Genomic DNA, 22,739 nt, shown 5'->3' on the forward strand with positions numbered 1-22,739 from the left:
GCCGCTCAAACAAAAGCGGCAGAAGTTGTTGAAGCTGCTGCAGCGTCGCTCTGCTTAGAACTGTTCCCAATCGTCATCCGACGTCGCTGCCGGCAGCTTGGGCTGCCTGGCTGGCGTGGCGATGGCCGGCGTCGATGTTGCTGCAGATGCCGCCGGGAGTTTCGACGCCGGCGTGCGCACTGCGCTCATAGCCGGCTGACGCTTCACCACAGGAGCCGCACTCATCGCTGATGAGACCGCAGGTCTGGCTCCATTGCGCAGCAAAGTGCTTCCACCATCCGCACTGTCGAGTTTGAAAATGCTGACCACTTCGGTCAAGGTATGCGCCTGATCTTGCAAGGATTGCGCAGCGGCCGCAGCTTGCTCCACCAACGCTGCATTCTGCTGCGTCGATTCGTCCATCTGCGCGATGGCGCGATTGACCTGCTCGATGCCGTCGCTCTGCTCCTGGCTGGCGGAACTGATCTCGCCGACGATGTCGGTCACGCGGCGCACGCTGGCGACCACTTCCGTCATCGTGGCGCCGGCCTGCTGGACCAGCTTGCTGCCGGAGTCGACCTTTTGCACCGAGTTGTCGATGAGTTCCTTGATTTCTTTGGCGGCGCCGGCGGACCGTTGCGCCAGGCTGCGCACTTCCGATGCAACCACCGCAAAACCGCGGCCTTGTTCACCGGCGCGCGCTGCTTCAACGGCAGCATTGAGCGCCAGGATGTTGGTCTGAAAAGCGATGCCGTCAATCACGCTGATGATGTCGACGATCTTGCGCGACGACTCGTTGATGGCGCCCATGGTATCGATTACCTGACCGACCACGCTGCCGCCCTGTACTGCGACGTCGGACGCCGACACCGCCAGTTGATTGGCCTGGCGTGCATTGTCGGCGTTCTGCTTCACGGTCGAAGTCAGCTCTTCCATGGCGGAAGCGGTTTCTTCCAGCGAACCGGCTTGCTGTTCGGTGCGTGACGACAAGTCGAGATTTCCAGTGGCGATTTCGCTCGATGCCGTGGCGATGGTATCCGTGCCGCTGCGCACCTGACCGACGATGCGCAGAAGGTTGTCGTTCATGGCTTTCAGCGCGAGCAGCAGCTTGCCTGTTTCATCCTTGCGGCTGGTGTCGATGCGCGACGTCAGGTCGCCCGCCGCCACGGTCTCGGCAATACTCACGGCCTGATTGAGCGGACGCGTGATGCTGAGCGCCAGACGCCAGGCGAACATCCAGCCGGCGACAAACAGCAGCACGCCGAACGCGATCAGCAGATTGCGGCTCATGATATAGAGCTCATGAATGCTGGCGGCGATCTGATCGATGCTGGAACGCTGCAAGTCGAGCAGTTGTTGCAGCGAGTCGAGATAGCCCTTGGCTTCTATCGGGAAGACTTTGTCAAGGATGCGATTGGCTTCTTCAACCTGGCCATCCGTCTTGGCTTTGGTGATCGCATCGCGCGCGGCGACGTAGCGCTTGCGCACTGCGCTCAGCTGCGCGAACAGTTCTTTTTCGCGATCGCTGGTGAGCAGCGCTTCCAAGGCCTTTTGCTGTTCGTTGGATAATTTGGTGGAAGTCGACGCATCCTCAGCGAAGAAAGCGCCGAGGCTGGGATCGGAACTCTTGGCGATCGCAGTCGTGCGGCGCACGCTGGTATGAATGGTGCGATACCAGTCGGAAACCAGACGTTCTTTCGCCAGCGGTTTTTCCATCATCGCCTGCGTGGTTTCGGCGACGGTATGCAGACGCCAGATACTCACCGCGATGACGCCGATGGCGGAAAAAAGGATGATGGCAAAGCCGAGATTCAGGCGTTTGCTGATATTCATGTTGGCGAAAAAATTCATTGTTATCCTTGTTTGAATGTCGATTCGGGAATCCGCCCCTTCCGGCAAACCGGAACATATTCGTCCTCCCCGAAACCGCCCGTATTGTCGGTAATAAGGCCGTTTGAGAGCTATAGGTATTACTACCTATTTCTCGTTTTAAACGCCAACCGCTATTGATAACATTCGAAAATGTCGCCTTGATGAATGATGATTTTTTGGCCCAGAACCGCCCGTCAATTTGACGATCAGACAATGTTATCGATCAGGCAAACTGAAAAAAGGAAAAAACATGCAGCAAAGTTGGAAACGCACATTACAACTGATGGGTATGACCACATTAAAAGCAGCAGTTGTCACAACGTCATTAATGCTGGCCGGCAGCGCGCATGCATCCAGTGCGGATCAGTGGGAAAAATTGAAAGCCGACACGCGTGCGGCATGTCTGAGCGACAGCGGATTCAAACAAGCGAAGGTACTGGAAGGTCCGATCATTTTTTCCAACCGGGTGCTCTACCGCATCGGCGGCATCTGGCCGCAGAAACACATGAAGGGAAAATCGGGCAAGGTGTATTGCCTGCATCCTTATCCGGATGGAAAAGCGGAAATCGTCGAATAGAAAATACCTCACCCGGCGTGTCGGTTCACGTGCAGAATCGGCTTTTCATCAAACAAAAATTAAGTACCGATTAAGTGCCGACAAGGATCCTGTCAATGAGCAACACCGACTCTGCTCCGAACGCTGAAGCGGAAGCTCCGCAATCCGTAAGGTTTAAAGAAGCTTTGCTTTTCTGGCTGAAATTGGGATTCATCAGCTTTGGCGGTCCTGCCGGACAAATCTCAATCATGCATCAGGAACTTGTTGAAAATCGCCGCTGGATATCGGAGCGGCGATTTTTGCATGCACTGAACTATTGCATGTTATTGCCAGGCCCCGAGGCGCAACAGCTGGCAACATATATCGGTTGGCTCATGCACAGGACGGCCGGCGGCATTGTCGCCGGGGTCTTGTTCGTGTTGCCCTCTCTGCTGATCCTGATCGTGTTGTCGTGGCTGTACATCGCCTTCGGCAATCTGCCGGTAGTCGAAGGCCTGTTCTACGGCATCAAACCCGCCGTGACTGCGATCGTCTTGCAAGCGGCGCATCGCATCGGTTCGCGAGCGCTCAAAAACGGCGTGCTCTGGTCAATTGCTGCAGCTTCATTCGTCGCCATTTTTGCGCTCAATGTGCCGTTTCCCGCGATTGTCGCGTTGGCGGCGCTGATCGGCTATGCAGGCGGAAAAGTGGCGCCATCAAAATTCGCCGTCGGCGGCGGACATGCTGCGGCAAAGCAGTCGTTCGGGGAGGCTTTGATTGACGACGATACGCCAACGCCTTCCCATGCTTTATTTCGCTGGACCGGATTGCTGAGGATTATCCTCACAAGCGCGCTTTTGTGGATCATTCCTATGTGGGGACTCACCGCATGGTATGGCTGGAATCACACCTATACGCAAATGGGATGGTTCTTCACCAAGGCCGCGCTCATGACTTTCGGCGGCGCCTATGCCGTGTTGCCGTATGTTTATCAAGGCGCGGTCACTCATTTTTCCTGGCTGACGCCGACCCAGATGATAGACGGGCTGGCGTTGGGAGAGACGACGCCGGGGCCGCTCATCATGGTGGTGGCCTTCGTCGGTTTCGTCGGCGGCTATGCGAAAGCCATACTGGGGCCGGACCATCTGTTTCTGGCCGGCGCGATTGCAGCAGCATTGGTGACCTGGTTTACCTTTTTGCCGTCTTTTCTATTTATTCTTGCCGGCGGACCGCTCGTGGAGTCGACCCATCAAGATATCAAATTCACTGCCCCGCTCACGGCCATTACAGCCGCAGTCGTAGGCGTCATCCTGAATCTGGCGACGTTTTTCGGCTTGCACGTGTTGTGGCCGAAAGGATGGATGCAAGGTTTTGACTGGATCTCTGCACTCATCGCACTGGCCGCAGTGGTGGCCTTATTCCGCTTCAAACGCAATGTGATTCACGTCATCATTGCGTGTGCAATTGCCGGTTTGCTGGTCAGAGTATTGGCTTAGCCGCAGTAAGATTGGAACATGAATCCGCGCAGCTCAGTTTCTGGCCTGCGTGGATTTGATCAGATTGTCGCGCAACGCGGCGACCGCCTCCTGGACGCGGGAAAACTCCGCCGACGTCAGACCGCAGGCGTCCACCAGATCCATGCCCATTCCCTTCTCGCGCAAACGCCGGCCGGCATCAGTCAGGCTGATCAGCACCTGGCGTTCGTCGCCGGGGTCGCGCTGGCGGACCAGATATCCCATCGTCTCCAGTTTCTTCAGGATGGGGGTGAGCGTGTTCGACTCCAGAAACAGTTTTTCACCGAGGCTGCCGACAGTCTGATTGTCCTGTTCCCACAAGGCGATGATGGCGATGTACTGGGTATAGGTCAGACCCAGCTCTTCCAGAATCGGCTTGTAGGCCTTGCCGAAGGCAAGATTGGCCGAATAGATGGCGAAGCACAGAAATTCTGAAAGTTTCGGATTGGCTTGATCGGCGATATCAGTGTTTGTCGGCATGACGCTATGGCTCCTGGTGGATGCAAAGGCGTGCTTTGCAATTGCCACATTATATATCGGATGCAATTTAATCGAATGCGTTGACATCTTTAAATTAATCGATATAATTCATCGCATTCGATTACATCGGATGCGATTTAAACAACTTAAAACCTTTGCCAGATATGAAAAATGTCTTGGCATCTCATTACTCAGAGAAAATTTCATCATGACCAAACTGGAAAAAGTACTGTACACCGGCAAAACACACACCTCTTCGGGCGGCCGCGATGGTTTTGCGCGCAGTTCCGACGGTCGTCTCGATATTCAGCTGTCCTCTCCCGGCAGCACAGGAGCCGGCACCAATCCGGAACAACTGTTTGCCGCCGGCTGGTCGGCCTGCTTCATCGGCGCCATGGGCCTGGCTGCGGGCAAAATGAAAGTTGTGCTGCCGGCCGACCTCGCCGTGGATGCGGAAGTCGACCTGGGCACCACTGACGGTGCCTACTTCCTGCAGGCGCGCCTCAATGTCAGCCTGCCGGGCGTCGAACGTGAAGTCGCTCAGGCGCTGGTGGATGCGGCGCATGCAACCTGCCCCTACTCGAAAGCGACACGCGGCAACATCGGTGTGGAAATCAATCTGGTCTGAACTGGTTCTGATCCCGGCCCAAGGAAAAGGCCTGCCGTCACCAGTCCGGTAGCGGCAGGCCCTCATCATGCAATACGCAGCATGCAGATATAAAACGTTCAGTGCATCTTCGGCAGACTCAACCGCGCTTCCAACCCGCCTTCCGGCAAATTGTGCAAGGACAGCGAAGCATCCATCGCCAGCGCCAGTTGCCGCGCAATAGCCAGCCCCAGTCCGGTGCCTCCGGTCTGCCGGTTGCGTGATTCTTCCACGCGATAAAACGGTTGGAACACGGCTTCCAGCAACTCAGGAGGAATCCCCGGTCCGCGGTCGCGCACGGAGATCGTTACCGATCCGTCGGAGGGAGATGACGCCACCGCGATGCGCGCGCTGCCGCCGTACTTCAATGCATTGTCGATCAGGTTGCCGAGGATGCGCCGCAACGCTTGCGGACGCGTCACCAATGGCGCGCCGATATGTCCCTCCAGAGACACATCGCTGCCGGCGTCGACGTAGTCGCACATCAGACTGTCGAGCAAAGCGTCGGGGTCGACGCGGATCGGCGCCTCCGCTGCACCGTGCAAGGTGCGCGCATAGGCCACGCCTTCCTTGACGAGGTTTTCCATCTCCTGCAAATCCTGTTGCAGTTTTGCATGCTGCGGGTCTTCGTCCATCACGTCGACACGCAAACGCATGCGCGTGATCGGTGTCTGCAAGTCGTGCGAAATCGAGGCGAGGATTTGCATGCGCTCGGTCATGTACGTCGCGATGCGATCCTGCATGGCATTGAAGGCTTTGGATGCGCGCGCCACTTCCGAGGGGCCGTCCTCCGGCAAGCGCGCCGCCTTGAGATCCGGCCCAAGCGTGTCGGCCGCCGTCGCCAGCGCATGCAGCGGACGGGTCGCCAACCGCACTGCCAGCCAGCAGCATGCGGCCAATACGATCAGCTGCAGCGCCAGCACCAGCGGCAGCCACGGCGACAGCGGCACGCCGGACATCGGCCGCATATCGATGGTCAGCGGCGTGCCGTCGGTCAGCTTCAGGTGCACCTGCATGCGCTCCTTGTCGCCGGGTACGGCATTGACGGTCAGCGCGTAATCGGTGCCGATGCCGTCGGCGATCGATTTCGCCACCATCTTCGACAGGCGTGCATCGGGCGGCGTGCCGGTGATGCCGGGGCCGAGGATGAATTCATAACTGCGGCGCGCCAGGCGCGGCAGCCATTGCGGACGTTCGGCGGGCGGCAGATGGTCGAGCAGCGCCACCGAGCTGGCCGCTTCGCGCTCGATATAACCCATCATGACATTGGTCGTGGCCTGATCGCGTTCAGTCAGCGTCAGCCAGAACGACAAGGTCTGCGCCAGCACCAGCCCGATGCACAGGATCAGCGCCAGCCGGGCGAATAGTGTGCGCGGCCAGCGCAAAAAAGACATGCTCATTGCTCACCTTCCATCAGGGTGACGGCCGCTGAAAATACATAACCCTCGTTGCGCAGCGTCTTGATGTAGCGCGGTTCGCGCGCGCCGTCCTGCAGGCGCTGGCGCAGGCGGCTGACCAGCAGGTCAATGGAGCGGTCGAACGGATCCGCCGCCCGTCCCTGCGTCAGGTTCAGCAACTGGTCGCGCGTGAGCACGCGCTGCGGATGATCGAGGAAGACGCGCAGCAGACGGTATTCCGCGCCGCTCAGCGCCACCATGGTGCCATCCTGATCGAGCAGATGGCGCGCCGTGGTGTCGAGACGCCAGTCGCCGAAACCGAGCAACTGCACCGCTTCGGTCACCTGCATATTGGGCGGCAGCATGCGCGCGCGCCGCAACACCGAACGGATACGCGCCATCAGCTCACGCACCGCAAACGGTTTGGTGAGATAGTCGTCGGCACCCATTTCCAGTCCGACGATGCGGTCGGTTTCTTCGCTGCGCGCGGTCAGCATCAGCACCGGCACGGCCTTGAATTTGCCCACGCGCAATTCGCGGCACAGCACCAGGCCGTCTTCGCCGGGCAACATCAGATCCAGCACGATCAGATCCGGCGCGCCCTGCTCCAGCACGGCGCGCATCTGTCGCCCGTTGGCCGCCAGCGACACGCGCATGCCGTTCTTTTCCAGATAGGCAGCCAGCAATTCGCGGATGCCGCGGTCGTCGTCGACGATCAGGATGTGGTCTTGGTTTTCCATGCGGCGATCATACCCGTTTGCGCCGACGTGCAGGTGCCGTACTCGCCACATTCAGCAGCGAGCAATACACCGGCTTTGCCAGCTCCGCCGCAAAGCCGCCTGCCAGAAAAGCAAAGATCGCCAGCACTCGCCTCAGATGCTTCATGCATCCTCCAGCACGGACAGGCTGGCGCCGTCGGCCACGCTTGCTTCCAGCGCATAGGGATCGACGCCTTCCAGGCAGCCGATATTGGCGCGCCAGAGATTGGACGCCTTGCGGGTCTGATGGAAGGGATAGATGCCGCAGTGCTTGCAGAAATAGTGCTTCGCGGTTCGCGTGTTGAACTGGTACAGCGTCAGCGACTCTTCGCCGCTGATGATCTTCACGTCGGCGACGTCGATCATCGGCGTCATCAGAGCGCCCTTGCGGCGGCACAGGCTGCAGTTGCAACGCCCGGCCGGCGTCAGCGCGGTGCGGACTTCAAAACGGACGGCGCCGCAGTGGCAGGAGCCTTTGTAGCGTTCAGCGATCATTTTCTTTTCCTTCAGGTGGTTGGCAATGACCACTTTATAAAACAAGTCCCGGGATGATTTGTGTCCCAATGTATCTGGCGCATACACATACACAAAACATTGCACCCAGGCGGTTTTGCGGACACAAGCCAGATACGTCCAGGCGTTCCAATACGGTCATCGCAACCAACATTGGAATCGCCGCCATGCACAGCTTCCTCGAAACGCCATTCGCCCTGCTTGCCGGTCTGCTGACCATTGCCTCGCCATGCGTGCTGCCGGTGCTGCCCATCTTGCTGAGCAGTTCAGTGGGGACTTCAGGGGGAACAAACGGTAGCGCGCCCGACCGCGCCCGGCCGCTGTTTATCATCGCCGGCTTCATCCTGAGTTTTTCCGCCTTCGCCATGCTGCTGGGCGCCGTCTCCAGCACTGTCCACGTGGCGCAGGACGTGTTGCGCAATACCGCCATCGCATTGCTGGCGTTGTCCGGCCTGCTGCGCCTGTGGCCGCGTCCTTATGAATGGCTGGTGGCGCAGTTGCAGCCCTCCTTGCAACGCATGCACGCCGCGCCTAAGGCTCCCAGAGTGCATGCCGGCAACACCGGCGGCTTTGTACTGGGCATGTCGCTCGGCGCAGTCTGGACGCCATGCGCAGGGCCGGTGCTGGCATCGATCCTGGTGCTGGTGGTCAAGGCTCAGGACCTCGGCTGGTCGGCCCTGCTGTTGCTGATGTACGCCATCGGCGCCGCCATCCCCATGCTCGCGATTCTGTATGGCGGCCAGTACATCACCCGCCATGTCCGTGTCGTGTCGCGCCACACCCAGCGCCTGCAACAACTGTTCGGCGTGCTGGTGATGCTGACCGCGCTGGCGATTTATTTCCAGTATGACGTGCTGATCACTGCCGCCTTTTCTTCCTTGTTTTCTTCTTCCATCTGAAATCTGAAAGGATTCCATCATGCTTTCCCGACTCAAGACTTTCGCCGCCCTGACCGTACTGGCTGCAGCAACCTCTACCGCTTCCGCCGGCGCACTCAGCAAAAGCGTCGCCGCGCCGGAATTCACCGGCATCGACAAATGGCTCAACAGCGAACCGCTGACCATGCAGCAATTGCGCGGCAAGGTGGTGCTGGTCGACTTCTGGACCTACACCTGCATCAACTGCATCAACACCCTGCCCTACGTCAAATCCTGGTACCAGAAATACAAGGACCAGGGTCTGGTGGTGGTCGGCGTGCACACGCCCGAATACCCGTTCGAGCGCAACACCGACAACGTCAAGACTGCCATCAAGCGCTTCGGCCTGACGTATCCGGTGGCGCAGGACAACCACTACGCCACCTGGACTTCGTACAACAACCAGTACTGGCCGGCGTTCTACCTGATCGATAAAAAGGGACAAGTGGTTTACACGCACTTCGGCGAAGGCCAGTACGCGCAGACCGAAGCCGCCATCAAGAATTTGCTGGCGCAACCACAGTAAGCAGCAGAGCAACGCAAAACCCGCGCCTCGCCAGACACGCAACACCATCACACTCAAGGAGAAAAACATGTCCGATCAGATCAACCAACGCCGCCGCCGTTTCTTCAGCGCGGCCGCAGCCACCGTCGCCACCGCGCAACTGAGCTTCAGCGCGCTCGCCAATGCGCAAAGCATCGTCGCAGGTGCGTCGTCCACAAGTGCCGCGGGTTTCACCGGCATCAGACAAATCGATGCCGGCGTACTCAACATCGGCTATGCGGAAGTCGGCCCGGCCAACGGCCAGCCGGTCATCCTGCTGCACGGCTGGCCTTACGACATCCACAGCTTCGTCGATGTCGCGCCCTTGCTGGCGGCAGCCGGCCATCGCGTGATCATCCCGCATCTGCGCGGCCACGGCAGCACTCGCTTCCTGTCCGGGGATGCGTTGCGCAACGCACAGCAATCGGCCGTGGCGCAGGACATCATCGCGCTGATGGATGCATTGCGGATTCCGTCGGCGGTCATCGCCGGCTTTGACTGGGGTGCGCGCACCGCGTGCATCATGGCCGCCTTGTGGCCGGAGCGTTGCAAGGCGCTGGTGTCGGTGAGCGGCTATCTGATGACCAATCTGGCCGCAGCCAAAAAGCCGCTGCCGCCGAAGGCGGAATTCGACTGGTGGTATCAGTTCTACTTCACCACCGATCGCGGCGTCGAAGGCTACACCAAATACCGCCGCGAATTTGCCGAGCTGATCTGGAAGACGGCTTCGCCGAAATGGCAATTCGATGCCGCCACCTTCAACCGCAGCGCCGCGTCCTTCGACAACCCGGACTACGTCGCCATCGTCATCCACAACTACCGCTGGCGTCTCGGTCTGGCCGACGGCGAACGCAAGTACGACGCGCTGGAACGCCGCCTCGCCGAGCTCCCGGTCATCGGCATCCCGACCATCACCATGGAAGGCGACGCCAACGGCGCGCCCTTCCTGCCGCCGGCCTTGTATCGCGACAAATTCTCGGGAAAATATGAACACCGCAACATCACCGGCGGCATCGGTCACAACCTGCCGCAGGAAGCGCCGCAGGCATTCGCCGACGCGGTGCTGGCGGTGACCAGGCTGTAAATCGTTCAGAAAAAACGCCATCCGCGCAAACGGATGGCGTTTTTGTCATGACGCACCGGACTTATTCTTTCAGGTCCGGCAGGAAAACCGTCAGCACGCCCGCCAGCGGCAGCAGGGAACACAGCAGATAGACATAGGCGATGCCGTACAGGTCGGCCAGATGTCCCAGCAGCGCCGCGCCGATGCCGCCGAAGCCGAACATCAATCCGAAGAACACGCCCGAGATCAAACCCACCTTGCCCGGCACCAGCTCCTGCGCATACACCACGATGGCCGAGAACGCTGACGCCAGGATGAAGCCGACGCACACGCACAGCACACCCGTCCAGAACAGATTGGCATGCGGCAGCAGCAAGGCGAACGGCGCCGCGCCGAGTATTGAGAACCAGATCACGCGCTTGCGTCCGATCCTGTCGCCGATGGGGCCGCCGAAAAAGGTGCCCAACGCTACCGCGCCCAGGAACAGAAACAACAGAATCTGCGAGTCGCCCACGGCGATATGAAACTTGTCGATCAGGTAGAAGGTGAAGTAGCTGGTGAAACTCGCCATGTAAAAGTATTTGGAAAACACCAGCAAGGACAACACCACCAGCGCCTTCCTGACGGTGCCCGGCGACAGATTGTGGTGCGCGCCGGTCTTGCCTTTTTTGGCGCCGGCGGCCAGATGATGGCGATACCAATTGCTCACGCGCGACAAGGTGATGATCGCCACCACTGCGATGATGCAGAACCACGCAATGTTAGGCTGGCCGAACGGCACCACGATCGCCGCCGCCAGCAACGGGCCGAGTGCCGAGCCTGCGTTGCCGCCGACCTGGAAAGTCGACTGCGCCAGTCCGAAACGGCCGCCGGATGCCATGCGTGCAATGCGCGATGCTTCCGGGTGGAAGGTCGACGAACCGACACCGATCAGCGCGGCCGCAAACAGGAACCAGCCGAAGCTTCCGGCTATCGACAGCATCACCACGCCGATCAGCGTAAACACCGCACCGCACGGCAACAACAAAGGCTTGGGATGTTTGTCGGTGTACATGCCGATCCAGGGCTGTATCAGCGATGCCGTCACCTGAAACGTCAGAGTGATCAGCCCGACCTGTGTGAACGTCAGTCCGTAGTTTTGCTTGAGCATCGGATAAATGGACGGCAGCAAGGCCTGAATCAGGTCATTGATCATGTGGGCGAAACCGACCGCGAGGACGATGCGCAGCACCAGAGGCGTGGCGCCGGCGTTACTTGATGCGGCCGATATCGTGGGAGCTTTATCGGCTAGCGTCGCACCGAGCGACGATGAACTATTGATTGTCATGGCTAAGAATGAATGAACGGAAATGAACGACCGATGAACGAAAAACATGCAGGGATACGCGAATGGTATATTGGCATTTAAAAACCGTAATGCCATTTTTCATCGATTAAGTGACAAAACGCCAGCACCATGAAAATCGTCCATTCCAGCGCCAAGGCCGCCAAACTCCAGCAACTGCCGCAAGCGGTGGTCGCTTTCAGCCGCGACTTCGATGCCGGCCAGTTGCTGGCGCCGCATTCTCATCCGCGCGGACAACTGCTATACGCCGCCGAAGGCGTGATGCAGGTGCGCACGCCGCACGGGCTGTGGGTCATCCCGCCGCAACGCGCACTGTGGGTGCCGTCGGAACTGGAACACGAAATCCGCATGCTCAGCGAAGTGCATCTGCGCACGCTCTACATCCGGCAGGACGAATCGCAGCAGACCGGCGACGCCTGCCGCCTGCTGGAAGTCAGTCCGCTCTTGCGCGAGCTGATCCTGGCACTGCTCAAGGAAAACGCGGACTACGACATCGCGGCGCGCGGCGGCCATCTGGCGCAGTTGATCCTGTCCGAGATTCATGGGGCAGCCTCGATCCCCGTCGCCATTCCCTGGCCGTCCGACCGCCGGCTGGTGGCGATCTGCGAAGCCATCGTCGGCAATCCCGGCAGCCTGAACTCGCTGGAGCAATGGGCCGAAATCGGCGGCGCCAGTGCGCGCACGGTGATCCGTCTGTTTCCCAAAGAGACCGGCTTGCAGTTTCGTCACTGGGTGCAGCAAGTCCATATCACCGAGGCGCTGCTCCGGCTGGCGCAGGGAGATGCCGTCGAGCGGATCGCCGAAAAACTCGGCTACAAGAGCGCCAGCGCCTTCACCAGCATGTTTCGCAAAGTGCTGGGCAAGACGCCGAGCCAATATGCCGCGCATGGACGGCCTGCATTGAGGCCCGCATTGAAGCTGCGAACATAGAGCGTTTCAATCGCCGATGAGCGGACGATGCAGGCGATGTATGACTTACGCTGAGCTATCACAGCCGGTTATCACGCGATGAATTACTTTCATTAGACAGTGCCCGACGCCGGGCGTAGTGTCGCTTTCCACACGAGGGCCAGATTCACCAAAGGTCCCGCAACAGAATCAAGAACCATAAAAGCCGGCGGGCAATACAAGATTATTGCCAGGCCATTGGCGGAGACAACACCAGGATTTTTCACGCGGCACCGATGTTCCATCGTTGACGGCGCTGCTGCGCCTGAACGGTGGCGGCGAACCCGCGCCTGCCGTTTCTCCCCCTCCGCTACGGACCTCTTGCTCTGACGCAATCGCTTTTCCGAAACCCAGAATTTGTTATCCGTTTTGCCGCCATCGCTTTAGCAACAACGCAACGCCAGCAGTGAACAACAATTCTTATATCCAGGAGATAGCAATGAAATTCGTCAACATTAAATACGTGGCCGCGGCCTTCCTCGGACTGGTCTGCCTTGCCCAGTCGGTCAGCGCCGACACGCTCAGCGACATCCGCCAGCGCAAGAAAATCGTCATCGCCATCGACCTCGGCTCACCGCCCTTCGGCATGACCGACGACAAGCTGCAACCCTACGGCTCCGACGTCAGCGCCGCCAAGATGCTGGCCAAGGACCTCGGCGTCGAGATGGAAATCATCCAGGTCACCGGCCCCAACCGCGTGCCTTTCCTGCTGACCAACAAGGCCGACATCGTGATCGCATCCTTCAGCATCACACCGGAACGCGCCAAGGTCATCAACTTCAGCGTCCCCTACAGCGCGTCGGAATCGGTGGTCGGCGCCGAGCACTCGATGCAGATCAAGAGCCTGGCCGACCTGGCCGGCAAACGCGTCGGCGTCGTGCGCGGCAACCTGCAAGACACGCTGCTGACACCGCTGGTTCCCAAGGGTACGACGCTGGTGCGCTATGACGACGATTCGACCAATGCCGCCGCGCTGCTGTCGGGTCAGGTCGACGCCATCGGCACCGCCAAAGAACTGGTGACCACAACCGCACGCAAGAATCCGGGCCGCAACATCGAAACCAAGTTCGCGGTCAAGGTTGTCCCGCACGGTATCGGCGTACGCAAGGAAGACACGGCGCTGCTCGCGTGGATCAACAACTGGGTCGTCACCAATATGAAGAACGGCAATCTGGCCAAATCGTATGAAGCCGCCGCCGGCGCACCGCTGGCAGACCTCTCGCAATACATGCCGAAGTAAGCGCACAACAGCTCGTTTCACGTCGGCGCAGCCTCCGGTTGCGCCGGCTTTTTCCACTTTAGAGAAAGCAATTCACCAGTCATGAAAAATATCGGATTCATAGGCGTCGGCATGATGGGCCAGGGCATGGCGCACAACCTCGTCATCAAGGGCTTCAACGTCACTGTCATGGGTAACCGCAATCGCAAGCCGGTGGAAGAGCTGGTCGCCGAAGGCGCGCGCGAGGCGAGCAGTCTGCAAGATCTGGTCGCGAGCACCGATGCCATCATCCTGTGCGTCACCGGCTCACCGCAGGTCGAAGACCTGATGTTCCGCGCCGGAGGTATTCTGGAAAACTGCCGCAGCGGCCAGATCATCATCGACTGCTCTACCAGTGAACCGATGTCGAGCGCGCGCATTGCGGAGCAACTGGCCGCCAAGGGCGTGAAGTTCGTCGATGCGCCGCTGGCGCGCACGCCGGTAGAAGCCATGCAAGGCCGTCTCAACACCATGGTCGGCGCAGACGCGGCGACCTTTGAAAAAGTGAAGCCGGTGCTGGAAGCCTTCTGCGAAAACATCTTCCATATCGGCGACACCACCAGCGCGCAAAAGCTGAAGCTGCTCAACAACTTCATCGCCATCGGCATTGCCACGCTGACGACGGAAGCGCTGGCCATGTGCGATGCGGTCGGCGTCGATCAGCGCAAGTTCTTTGAAGTGATCAGCAAAGGCGGCGCCAACAGCGGCATCTTCCAGATGATCGCCGGCGGCATCCTCGAGGGCCGCTCCGACGGCATGAAGTTCAGCGTCGCCAACGCCGGCAAGGACCTCAGCTATTACAACAACATGACGGCGCAGTTCGCCAACCCGGCCATGATCGGCACGCACGTCGCCGCGACCTTGCAGCAGAGCGTGAAAGAAGGATTCGGCGACCAGATGCTGGGTGCGATGGTGAAGGCGCACAAGGACAGGCTGGCGGCGAAGAGGTAGGCTGCCGGAGCGCATTCGTCAAGCGCCCCTCTGCAAATACCGATAGCCGTCGTCCTGACGAAAGTCAGGATCCAGCGTCTTATTGAGCGTCGTTACGACACTGGGTCCCAGCGTTCGCTGGGACGACGGCGAACGTAGAAGCATCTTTCGCGGACGTTTCATCCAACAACCATTCAGCAATATCAAGCCCCTCTCGGGGCTTTTTCTTTTCGTCACGCACAGCACGATGTGCGACGCCATTTCCCCGATTCCCCTCTTCGCTTCCCTCGCCGCAGTCCATCCATCCCCGCACCACGCCACGCCATCGCGCCGAACTTTTGTAGTGCAGCGCAATGTAATCCGCTCACCAAATGCACCACCACAGAGCTTAATAAGCCATTTTGCATTGCATATAGACAGGCATATTTATTGCTGCAACACTTACTAGCATTATAAAACATTAGTTATTACATAGGAATAATTATGGAAAAGTTTATCAAACTGGCAATCGATGGAAACGTTGCGGTCATCACGCTCAATCGCCCTGAAAAGCTCAACGCCTGGAATACGGAAATGCGCAACGAGATCATCGCTGCGCTTAAACGCTTCGATCAGGAAGCCGCGATCGGCGCCATCATCATGACCGGCGCCGGCGACCGTGCTTTCTGCGCGGGGCAGGATCTGGAAGAAGCGCACGGCTTCGATGAGACACGCGCCGATGAGTGGATGACGGAATGGGAAAACTACTACCGCACGCTGCGCGCGCTGAAGAAGCCGCTGGTCATGGCGCTCAACGGCACCGCCGCCGGTTCGGCATTCCAGGTTGCCTTGCTGGGCGACATCCGCGTCGGCCACGCCGGTTCACGCATGGGCCAGCCGGAAATCAATTCGGGCATTCCGAGCGTGACCGGTCCATGGATCATGACTCAGATGCTGGGCCTGTCGCGCACCATTGAACTGACCCTGACCGGCCGCCTGATGGAAGCGGAAGAAGCGCACCGCCTCGGCCTGATCCATCACCTGGTCCCGCAAGCGGAAGTCATGAGCAAGTCGCTGGCGATCGCGCGCGACCTCGCCGACAAACCGCCGGTCGCCATGCGCCTGGACAAGCAACGCTTCTACGAAATCACCGAACCGGGTTTCGTCGACGCCATCGCCGCCGGCCGCCGCATTCAGTCCGAAGCCTACGCCACCGGCGAACCGGCTCGCATGATGGAAGAGTTCTTTAAAAAGCGCGGCCGCTCCATCGCAGGCTGATGGCTCCGTTGCACGGCTGCACAGATTGCACTTTGTATTGCAGCTCCGGTTTCAACGTTTTTGCATTTCAGTAATGGCAGGTCTGATGGTTCTCTAATTCACTATTCAAGGGAGTAGGTATGACTAAGCAAATCAATCAACAACGCCGCACCGTATTGAAGATGGCAGGCGGACTGGCAGCAGCGGCCGGCGTCGGCGCCGCTCCTGCTGTGTTCGCACAAACCAAGCAACTGGTGGTCGCCGATCCGGGCGGTCCTTACACCGCAGCGTATCGCAAGGCGTTCTACGATCCGTTTGAAAAAGCCACCGGCGTGAAGATCGTCAACGTCGCGCGCGAAGCGCAGCCGCTGGCGCAACTTACGGCCATGGTGCAGACCAAGAATTTCGTCTGGGACGTGACTACGCTGACGCTGCAGCAAGACGTGCCTATCCTGGAAGAAACCGGCATGCTGGAGCCGCTGGGCATCGCACCGACCGACTTCAAGAACATGTTGCCGGGTTCGATCACGTCGAACTTCGTCGGCGTCGACGTGTATGCGACCATCCTCGCCTACCGCACCGACAAGCTCGGCAAGAATCCGCCGAAGACCTGGGCCGATTTCTGGAACGTGGAAAAATTCCCGGGCCGCCGTTCGCTGCGCCGTAACGCCATCGACACGCTGGAACAGGCATTGATGGCCGACGGCGTGCCGATGGACAAACTCTATCCGCTCGATCTCGACCGCGCCTTCAAGAGCCTGGACCGCATCAAGAAACACATCTCGGTCTGGTGGACCAGCGGTGCGCAGGCGATGCAACTGATCCAGTCCGGCGAAGTCGACATGATCTCGACCTGGAATGCACGCGCGCAAACCGCCATCGAAGGCGGTGCGCCGGTTGCCATCAACTGGAATCAGGGTCTCTATTCGGTCGAAGGCTGGGGCGTGCCGAAGGGTAATCCGAAAGCGGCCATCGCCAAGGACTTCGTCAAGTTCTGTGCCGACGCCAAGCGCCAGAGCGGTTTTACCGACACGCTGGCCTACGGACCGACGGCGCTGGAAGCCTATAAGGACATCCCGGCTGCACGCGCTTCGATCCTGCCGACGGCGCCCGCCAACATCGCGCTGATGCGTCCGCCGAGCGGCCCGTGGTGGCACAAGAACCGCAACGCCGTGTCGGATCGTTTCAACGCCTGGCTGCTCTCGTAAGTAGTTTTCTCAAGTTACTCTCAATCGCGAAGACATCATGACTGCCAGACTGCAAACCATAGCGATCAGCAAGCACTACGACAGCGTCACCGCGCTCTCCCCGACCGATCTTGAAGTACGGGACGGGGAGTTCCTCACCTTGCTGGGGCCGTCCGGGTCCGGCAAGACCACGCTGCTGCAAATTCTCGCCGGGCTGGTCGAACCCAGCGGCGGCCAGTTGCTCATCAACGGCAAGGATGCGACCCATGCCGCCGCCGGCGACCGCGGCATCGGCATGGTATTCCAGAGCTACGCCCTGTTCCCGCACCTGTCGGTGTGGGAGAACATCGCCTATCCGCTGCGGATGCGCAAGATGGACAAGGCGGCCATGGCGGCTGCGGTGAAGGATGCGCTGGAGATGGTGCAGATGGGAAGCTATGCGCATCGTTTGCCGCGCGAGCTGTCCGGCGGTCAGCAACAGCGCATCGCCCTGGCGCGCTGCTTCGTGTACAAACCCTCGGTGATCTTGCTGGATGAACCATTGGGCGCGCTGGACAAGAAGCTGCGCGAGCACATGCAGTCCGAGATCCGCAGCTTGCACAAGGATCTCGGCGCAACCTTCATCTATGTCACGCACGATCAGGAAGAAGCGCTCAATCTGTCCGACCGCATCTGCCTGATGAACCAGTCGAAGATCGAACAGATCGGTACGCCGCAGGACTTGTACGATCGTCCCGCGACGGCCTTCTCGGCGCAGTTCATCGGCTATTCCAACCTGTTGTCGGGCCGCGTGGAAAAACATGCCGGCGACGACAACATCCGCCTCAGCAACACACGCTTCAGCGTGCCGATCCACGTGCCTGCGCATCTGCCCGTGCACTCGCTGATGCCGGCCGGCAAAGCGGCCGGGAGCAATGACATCTCGCTGGTGATCCGCCCCGAGGAAGCGCGCCTGTCTTCCGCCGACGACGCCTACGTCAAAGGGACGGTACGCGAGGTGGTCTTCGCCGGATCGGACTTCCGCGTGCTGGTCGACATCGGCGAAAGCCAGCCCTTCCTGCTGCGCTGCGGACGCCGTGACGCACCTGTGCCCGGCGACACCGTCGGCGTCACGTGGAACCCGGCGCATACCGCCGTGGTGACCTGCTAAGCAAACCGGGACGCGCCATGTCGACTTCCACTCTCCTGACTTCCGCCTCTCACGCTCCACACTCTGCCGCCTCGCGCACGTCGGCCTTCGGTAAATCGCTGCGCGCCTGGCTTCCCGCCGTGCCGTGCTTCGTCTTTCTGATCGCTTTCTTCTGCGTGCCGGTGGTCGAGATCCTGCAGACCGGCATGGTCAACGTCGACGGCCACGTCACGCTGGACCAGTTCCGCCGCATGACCAACGACCTGGTGTTTGCAAAAGTGCTGGGCAATACCTTCCTGATCTCCGGCCTGACGGCTTTGCTGTCGGTGGTGCTGGGGTTTCCCATCGCCTATTTCCTGAGCCAGCTGAGCGACAAGTTTCGCGAGCGCTGGATGATCTGGATCATGGTGCCGTTCTGGACCAGCTATCTGGTGAAGACCTTCGCCTGGATCCTGGTGCTGTCCAAGACCGGGATCCTGCTGACGCTGGCGGTCAGCCTCGGGCTGGTCGACGATCCGCAAGCGATGGCGCCGTCCATGATGGGCGTGATGATCGGCATGGTGCATGCGATGCTGCCGCTGGCGGTGATCAACATGTTGCCGATCATGCGCGGCGTCAATGCGCAATTGCTGCAGGCGGCAGAAACGCTGGGCGCCAATCGTTCCATCGCCTTCTTCTCGATCTTCCTGCCGATGGCGGGACCGGGGATTGCGGCGGCGGGCCTGCTGGTGTTCATCACCAGTCTGGGATTCTTCATCCTGCCGGCGCTGCTGGGCACGCCGAAGGAAACCATGGTGGCGCAACTGGTCATCTCTGCGATCAACGACTTGTTCAACCTGCCGTATGCGGCCGCCCTGTCGACGATCCTGCTGATCTTCGCCGTGGCTGTGTTCGTGCTCTACGACAAGCTGGTCGGCCTGTCCTCGCTCAGCGGAGAAACCCGCTCGGCGCCGAAGCGCAATAGTTCCACCTTCATGACGACCGCCCTGATCGCCATCGGCCGCGTGTGCGGCGCCGGCTATGGCGCAGGCGGACCTGCCTTGACGCGCGTAAAAGGATTGAAGCTGTACAGCGTGCTGACCGTGGCGCTGCTGTCGCTGCCGATCATCGTGGTGTTTCCGATCGCCTTCACCAATTCGCCTTTCCTCTCGTTTCCGCCGCAGGGTTTCAGCTTGCGCTGGTTTGAAGCCTTCCTGTTCTCTCCGGTATGGCAATCGTCTTTCCTGCGCTCGTTCGGCGTGGCGATCGTGACGGCGCTGGCGTCCACCGCTCTGGGCATCGGCGCCGCGCTGGCCCTGACGCGCCTGCCCGGGCGCTGGACCAAGCCGGTGTTCGCCTTCCTGCTGGCGCCGCTGATCGTGCCGCGCATCGTGGTGGCGGTGGGACTGTTCTATCTGTTCTCGCGGATGGGGCTGGTCGGCACCGATCTCGGCCTGACCATCGGCCACACCGTGCTGGCGATCCCCTATGTCGTCGTCACCATGGCGGCAGCGCTCAAGCGCTTCGACTGGCGGCTCGACGATGCGGCCAAGATCCTCGGCGCCTCGGCATTCGCACGGCTGCGCACCATCCAGTTGCCGATGATGATCGGCAGTGTCGCGGCAGCGCTGCAAATGGCCTTCATCATTTCCTTCGACGAACTGACGATCGCCATCTTTGTCAGCGGCGGCATGAAGAACACGCTGCCCAAGCAGATGTGGGACGACATGATCCTGCAAGTCAATCCGACCCTCGCCGCGGTATCGCTGGTGATGGTGATCGTCATCGCGCTGCTGGTGCTGGCGCCTTCCCTTTATAAAACTTTCCGACGCCGCTGATCGGGCGATACATTCTTACTTCAGATGACTATGCACAGCTATACCAACTACTTCCCCGTCCGATCCGAACGCGATGCACTCGACGTCGTCCCCTTGCTGCACGAAGGCTTGCTCGGCAACGGCGAGCGCACGCTGCTCGAATTCAACGGCGTTAAAACCTCGTTCGGCGAAATGGCCTCGCGCGTGGCCGCCATGCAAACCTGGCTCGCCGGCCGCGGCGTCAGACAAGGCGACCGTGTCGCGCTGATGCTGGAAAACGGCCTCGACCACATGGCGATGATCTATGCGCTGATGCTGACCGGCGTGGTCTGGGTACCGGTCAATACGCGGCTGAAGGCGCCCGGCATCAGCTATCTGCTGGGGCACTGCACGCCGGACCTGTTCATCGCGCAGCGTACGTTTGCCGAACCGCTGGGCGAACTAACCGATCTCGACGGCAAGCTGGTCTGGCTGGATGAAATCATCGAAGATACCAAGGCATCCACTGCACAACTGCCTGTGGCGGCCGCCATCGCCAACGATCATCCGCTCTGCCTGATCTACACCTCCGGCACCACCGGCGCGCCCAAGGGCGTGGTGTTCACCCACCGCATGATGCGTATCGCCAGCGAAGCCACCCGCATCGTCTCCGACGTCAAGGCTGGCGACCGCATGTTCGTGTGGGAACCGCTGTGCCATATCGGCGGTGCGCAGATGCTGCTGGTGCCCTTCCTCGAAAAGACCGAACTGCATATCGTCGAGCGCTTCTCTTCCAGCAAGTTCTGGCAGCAGATCGATACCGCGCAGGCAACGCATCTGCACTACCTGGGCGGCATCCTCGACATCCTCGCGCAACTGCCGCCACAGATGCAGCCGGCGCAGCACAGCATCCGCGTGGCCTGGGGTGCAGGTGTTTCCGCCAAGGCATGGGACGGCATTCTCGAACGCCTGCAACTGACACTGCGAGAATGCTACGGCATGACCGAAGGTTCCAGCTTCGCCACGGTCAACGCCACCGGCAAACGCGGCTCCATCGGCCGCGCGCTGCCCTGGCTGAAGGTGGAACTGCTGGACGACAGCGGCGCCGCCGTGCCGACCGGCGAGATCGGTCAGATCGTGGTGTCGAGCGACATCGACGGCTGTTTCCTGCCCGGCTATCTCGACAACCAGAAAGCGACGGCGGAAGCGCTGCAAAACGGCAAGCTCCATACCGGTGATCTGGCGCGCATGGACGCCGACGGCGACCTCTACTTCGTCGGCCGCAAGACGGACAGCATGCGCGTGCGCGGCGAGAACGTCTCCGCCTGGGAAATCGAGCGCGTGTTCGTGATGCATCCCGCCATTGCCGCAGCGGCGGCTGTCGGCGTGGAAAGCGAGGTCGGCGAACAGGAAATCCTGCTGTACGTTCAGTTCAAGGAAGGCCGGAGCAGCGCCTTCGACGAACTGGCGGAGTGGGCAAAGTCGAAGCTGGCCAGTTACCAGACGCCGCGCTATTACCTGCAGGCCGACAGTTTTGAGACCACGCTCAGCGAACGCATCAAGAAGCATCTGCTCAAGCGCGACATCAGCGCAGCGTGGGACCGGCAGCACATGAACGACCGCACCCTCAAAACCGGAAGCTGACAAGAAACAAAAAGCCACCCCTGCATATCGTCCCGAAAACGTCATGCCGGGTGATATGCAGGAATAAGCGCCAGGAAGGTTTACAATCGCATACGCCGTACAGCCAGGACAGGCAGATCAAAACCACCCATGATGAGAAAAACCACTGACAGCGCAGGCGCAAAAGCGCCATCGACCACCGCGAACCTCAAGGTAAAGACCAAGGCGGCCAGGCCCGCTAAGGAGGCCGCAACGACAGCCGCCGCCGAACCGGCCCGCCCGGACAACACTGGCGTAGACTCGCCGCTATATGTCAACTCGGTCGAGAAATCGATGCGCGTGCTGATGGCCTTCGACGGCCAGCAGCGCCAGTTGTCGCTGTCGCAGATCGCCGCCCTGACCGGCTTTGACCTGAGCACGGCACAGCGTTTCACCTACACGCTGATGACGCTCGGCTATCTCACCAAGGATGAAGTAGTCCGCAAGTACGAGCTGGCGCCCAAGGTGCTCAACTTCGCGTACCACTACCTGACCTCGAGCGAACTGGTGCGCCGGGCGACGCCTTATCTGCAGCAGCTCAGCCAGGAAACCGAAGAAACCACCAACCTGACCATCCTCGACGGCCCCGACGTGGTGTTCGTCCAGCGTATCGTCAGCCGCAACGTGCTCAACCCCAATGTCGTCACCGGCACCCGCCTGCCCGCCTACTGCACGGCATCGGGACTGGCAATCATGTCGACCTTGAGCGAAGCCGAAGTCGACGACATCCTCGACCACACCGACCTCAAGACATATACCCCCTTCACCATCGCCGACCGCGGCCAGATCAAACAACGTCTGGCCAGATTTCGCGAACAGGGATATGCACACATTCGTGAAGAATATTTTTTCGGAGACATCTCCACTGCAGCCGTGGTCACCGACTCACGCATCGGACGCGCGGTCGGCGCCGTCAACATGGCGATCACCACGGCGCGCTGGTCGGGTGATGCGGATGAGCGCCGCCACGCCGATCTGGTGATGTCGGCGGCACGGGCGATTTCGATTCAGGGGCGATGACAAGAGGGTTGCGGCACGCGCGCCCTGCAGA

At 60.1% G+C, this 22,739-nt stretch carries 22 protein-coding genes; 15 read left to right on the plus strand and 7 right to left on the minus strand.

Translation table 11 applies throughout. The annotated features are described in order from the left end of the window. Positions 1-54 precede the first annotated feature (54 nt). Complete coding sequence (locus tag AC1RN6_RS03350; RefSeq protein WP_493003002.1) at positions 55-1,830, minus strand: methyl-accepting chemotaxis protein; 1,776 nt, start codon at positions 1,828-1,830, stop codon at positions 55-57. A 310-nt stretch (positions 1,831-2,140) separates the two neighbouring features. On the opposite strand from AC1RN6_RS03350, the gene AC1RN6_RS03355 reads away from it, so the two are divergent. After that, positions 2,141-2,428 (plus strand): hypothetical protein, encoded by a 288-nt coding sequence (locus tag AC1RN6_RS03355; RefSeq protein WP_493003004.1) that lies wholly within the window; start codon positions 2,141-2,143, stop codon positions 2,426-2,428. 95 nt (positions 2,429-2,523) lie between these two features. Further along, positions 2,524-3,882: a chromate efflux transporter gene (gene chrA, locus AC1RN6_RS03360; protein ID WP_493003005.1), complete on the plus strand. Its 1,359-nt coding sequence runs from the start codon at positions 2,524-2,526 to the stop codon at positions 3,880-3,882. Positions 3,883-3,915: 33 nt separating this feature from the next. On the opposite strand, the gene AC1RN6_RS03365 is transcribed toward chrA, so the two are convergent. Continuing rightward, entirely contained in the window at positions 3,916-4,380 is a 465-nt protein-coding gene (locus AC1RN6_RS03365; RefSeq protein ID WP_493003007.1) for a MarR family winged helix-turn-helix transcriptional regulator, read from the minus strand. A 208-nt stretch (positions 4,381-4,588) separates the two neighbouring features. Here AC1RN6_RS03365 and AC1RN6_RS03370 point away from each other — a divergent pair, with 208 nt between their 5' ends. Further along, positions 4,589-5,008 carry an organic hydroperoxide resistance protein gene (locus tag AC1RN6_RS03370; RefSeq protein WP_493003009.1) on the plus strand — a complete coding sequence of 140 codons (420 nt, stop codon included), beginning with the start codon at positions 4,589-4,591 and terminating at the stop codon, positions 5,006-5,008. A gap of 98 nt (positions 5,009-5,106) precedes the next feature. On the opposite strand, the gene AC1RN6_RS03375 is transcribed toward AC1RN6_RS03370, so the two are convergent. The 4 genes from AC1RN6_RS03375 to AC1RN6_RS03390 are packed head-to-tail and all read right to left on the minus strand — an operon-like array spanning position 5,107 to position 7,676. After that, positions 5,107-6,426, minus strand: coding sequence for an ATP-binding protein (locus AC1RN6_RS03375; protein WP_493003012.1), 1,320 nt, complete (start codon positions 6,424-6,426; stop codon positions 5,107-5,109). Next, a complete protein-coding gene (locus AC1RN6_RS03380; RefSeq protein ID WP_493003013.1) occupies positions 6,423-7,163 on the minus strand; it encodes a response regulator in 741 nt (246 codons plus the stop codon). The genes AC1RN6_RS03375 and AC1RN6_RS03380 overlap by 4 nt, the downstream gene beginning before the upstream one ends. Before the next feature lie 7 nt (positions 7,164-7,170). Next, the gene (locus AC1RN6_RS03385; RefSeq protein WP_493003014.1) at positions 7,171-7,308 is read right to left on the minus strand and encodes a hypothetical protein; all 138 of its coding nucleotides are present in this window, start codon (positions 7,306-7,308) and stop codon (positions 7,171-7,173) included. After that, a complete protein-coding gene (locus AC1RN6_RS03390; RefSeq protein ID WP_493003015.1) occupies positions 7,305-7,676 on the minus strand; it encodes a GFA family protein in 372 nt (123 codons plus the stop codon). Before AC1RN6_RS03390 ends, AC1RN6_RS03385 begins: the two co-directional genes overlap by 4 nt. A 185-nt stretch (positions 7,677-7,861) precedes the next feature. Here AC1RN6_RS03390 and AC1RN6_RS03395 point away from each other — a divergent pair, with 185 nt between their 5' ends. The 3 genes from AC1RN6_RS03395 (at position 7,862) to AC1RN6_RS03405 (ending at position 10,239) form a co-directional block, all read left to right on the plus strand. Further along, positions 7,862-8,593 carry a cytochrome c biogenesis CcdA family protein gene (locus tag AC1RN6_RS03395; RefSeq protein WP_493003017.1) on the plus strand — a complete coding sequence of 244 codons (732 nt, stop codon included), beginning with the start codon at positions 7,862-7,864 and terminating at the stop codon, positions 8,591-8,593. 19 nt (positions 8,594-8,612) lie between these two features. Next, the gene (locus tag AC1RN6_RS03400; protein ID WP_493003018.1) at positions 8,613-9,137 is read left to right on the plus strand and encodes a thioredoxin family protein; all 525 of its coding nucleotides are present in this window, start codon (positions 8,613-8,615) and stop codon (positions 9,135-9,137) included. Between the two features lie 67 nt (positions 9,138-9,204). Further along, positions 9,205-10,239, plus strand: coding sequence for an alpha/beta fold hydrolase (locus AC1RN6_RS03405; protein ID WP_493003020.1), 1,035 nt, complete (start codon positions 9,205-9,207; stop codon positions 10,237-10,239). Positions 10,240-10,300: 61 nt separating this feature from the next. Here the strand turns inward: AC1RN6_RS03405 and AC1RN6_RS03410 are convergent, their stop codons facing one another. Next, positions 10,301-11,545 carry an MFS transporter gene (locus AC1RN6_RS03410; protein ID WP_493003021.1) on the minus strand — a complete coding sequence of 415 codons (1,245 nt, stop codon included), beginning with the start codon at positions 11,543-11,545 and terminating at the stop codon, positions 10,301-10,303. Positions 11,546-11,674: 129 nt separating this feature from the next. On the opposite strand from AC1RN6_RS03410, the gene AC1RN6_RS03415 reads away from it, so the two are divergent. From AC1RN6_RS03415 to AC1RN6_RS03455, 9 genes are all read left to right on the plus strand, one after another. Further along, entirely contained in the window at positions 11,675-12,493 is an 819-nt protein-coding gene (locus AC1RN6_RS03415) for an AraC family transcriptional regulator (RefSeq protein ID WP_493003023.1), read from the plus strand. Between the two features lie 457 nt (positions 12,494-12,950). Then, positions 12,951-13,751 carry a transporter substrate-binding domain-containing protein gene (locus AC1RN6_RS03420; RefSeq protein WP_493003025.1) on the plus strand — a complete coding sequence of 267 codons (801 nt, stop codon included), beginning with the start codon at positions 12,951-12,953 and terminating at the stop codon, positions 13,749-13,751. An 81-nt stretch (positions 13,752-13,832) separates the two neighbouring features. Further along, positions 13,833-14,720, plus strand: a complete 888-nt coding sequence (locus AC1RN6_RS03425) for an NAD(P)-dependent oxidoreductase (RefSeq protein ID WP_493003027.1) — start codon at positions 13,833-13,835, stop codon at positions 14,718-14,720. A gap of 462 nt (positions 14,721-15,182) precedes the next feature. After that, the gene (locus tag AC1RN6_RS03430) at positions 15,183-15,956 is read left to right on the plus strand and encodes an enoyl-CoA hydratase/isomerase family protein (RefSeq protein WP_493003029.1); all 774 of its coding nucleotides are present in this window, start codon (positions 15,183-15,185) and stop codon (positions 15,954-15,956) included. 119 nt (positions 15,957-16,075) lie between these two features. Beyond that, positions 16,076-17,143 carry an ABC transporter substrate-binding protein gene (locus tag AC1RN6_RS03435; RefSeq protein ID WP_493003030.1) on the plus strand — a complete coding sequence of 356 codons (1,068 nt, stop codon included), beginning with the start codon at positions 16,076-16,078 and terminating at the stop codon, positions 17,141-17,143. A gap of 37 nt (positions 17,144-17,180) precedes the next feature. Further along, complete coding sequence (locus AC1RN6_RS03440; RefSeq protein WP_493003031.1) at positions 17,181-18,272, plus strand: ABC transporter ATP-binding protein; 1,092 nt, start codon at positions 17,181-17,183, stop codon at positions 18,270-18,272. A gap of 17 nt (positions 18,273-18,289) precedes the next feature. Further along, positions 18,290-20,068 carry an ABC transporter permease subunit gene (locus tag AC1RN6_RS03445; RefSeq protein ID WP_493003033.1) on the plus strand — a complete coding sequence of 593 codons (1,779 nt, stop codon included), beginning with the start codon at positions 18,290-18,292 and terminating at the stop codon, positions 20,066-20,068. A gap of 30 nt (positions 20,069-20,098) precedes the next feature. Continuing rightward, entirely contained in the window at positions 20,099-21,670 is a 1,572-nt protein-coding gene (locus tag AC1RN6_RS03450; RefSeq protein WP_493003034.1) for an AMP-binding protein, read from the plus strand. 129 nt (positions 21,671-21,799) lie between these two features. After that, positions 21,800-22,708 (plus strand): IclR family transcriptional regulator, encoded by a 909-nt coding sequence (locus AC1RN6_RS03455; RefSeq protein WP_493003035.1) that lies wholly within the window; start codon positions 21,800-21,802, stop codon positions 22,706-22,708. The last annotated feature ends 31 nt before the right edge of the window (positions 22,709-22,739 follow it).

This window comes from Herbaspirillum sp. GW822-FHT03A08 (assembly GCF_058801885.1).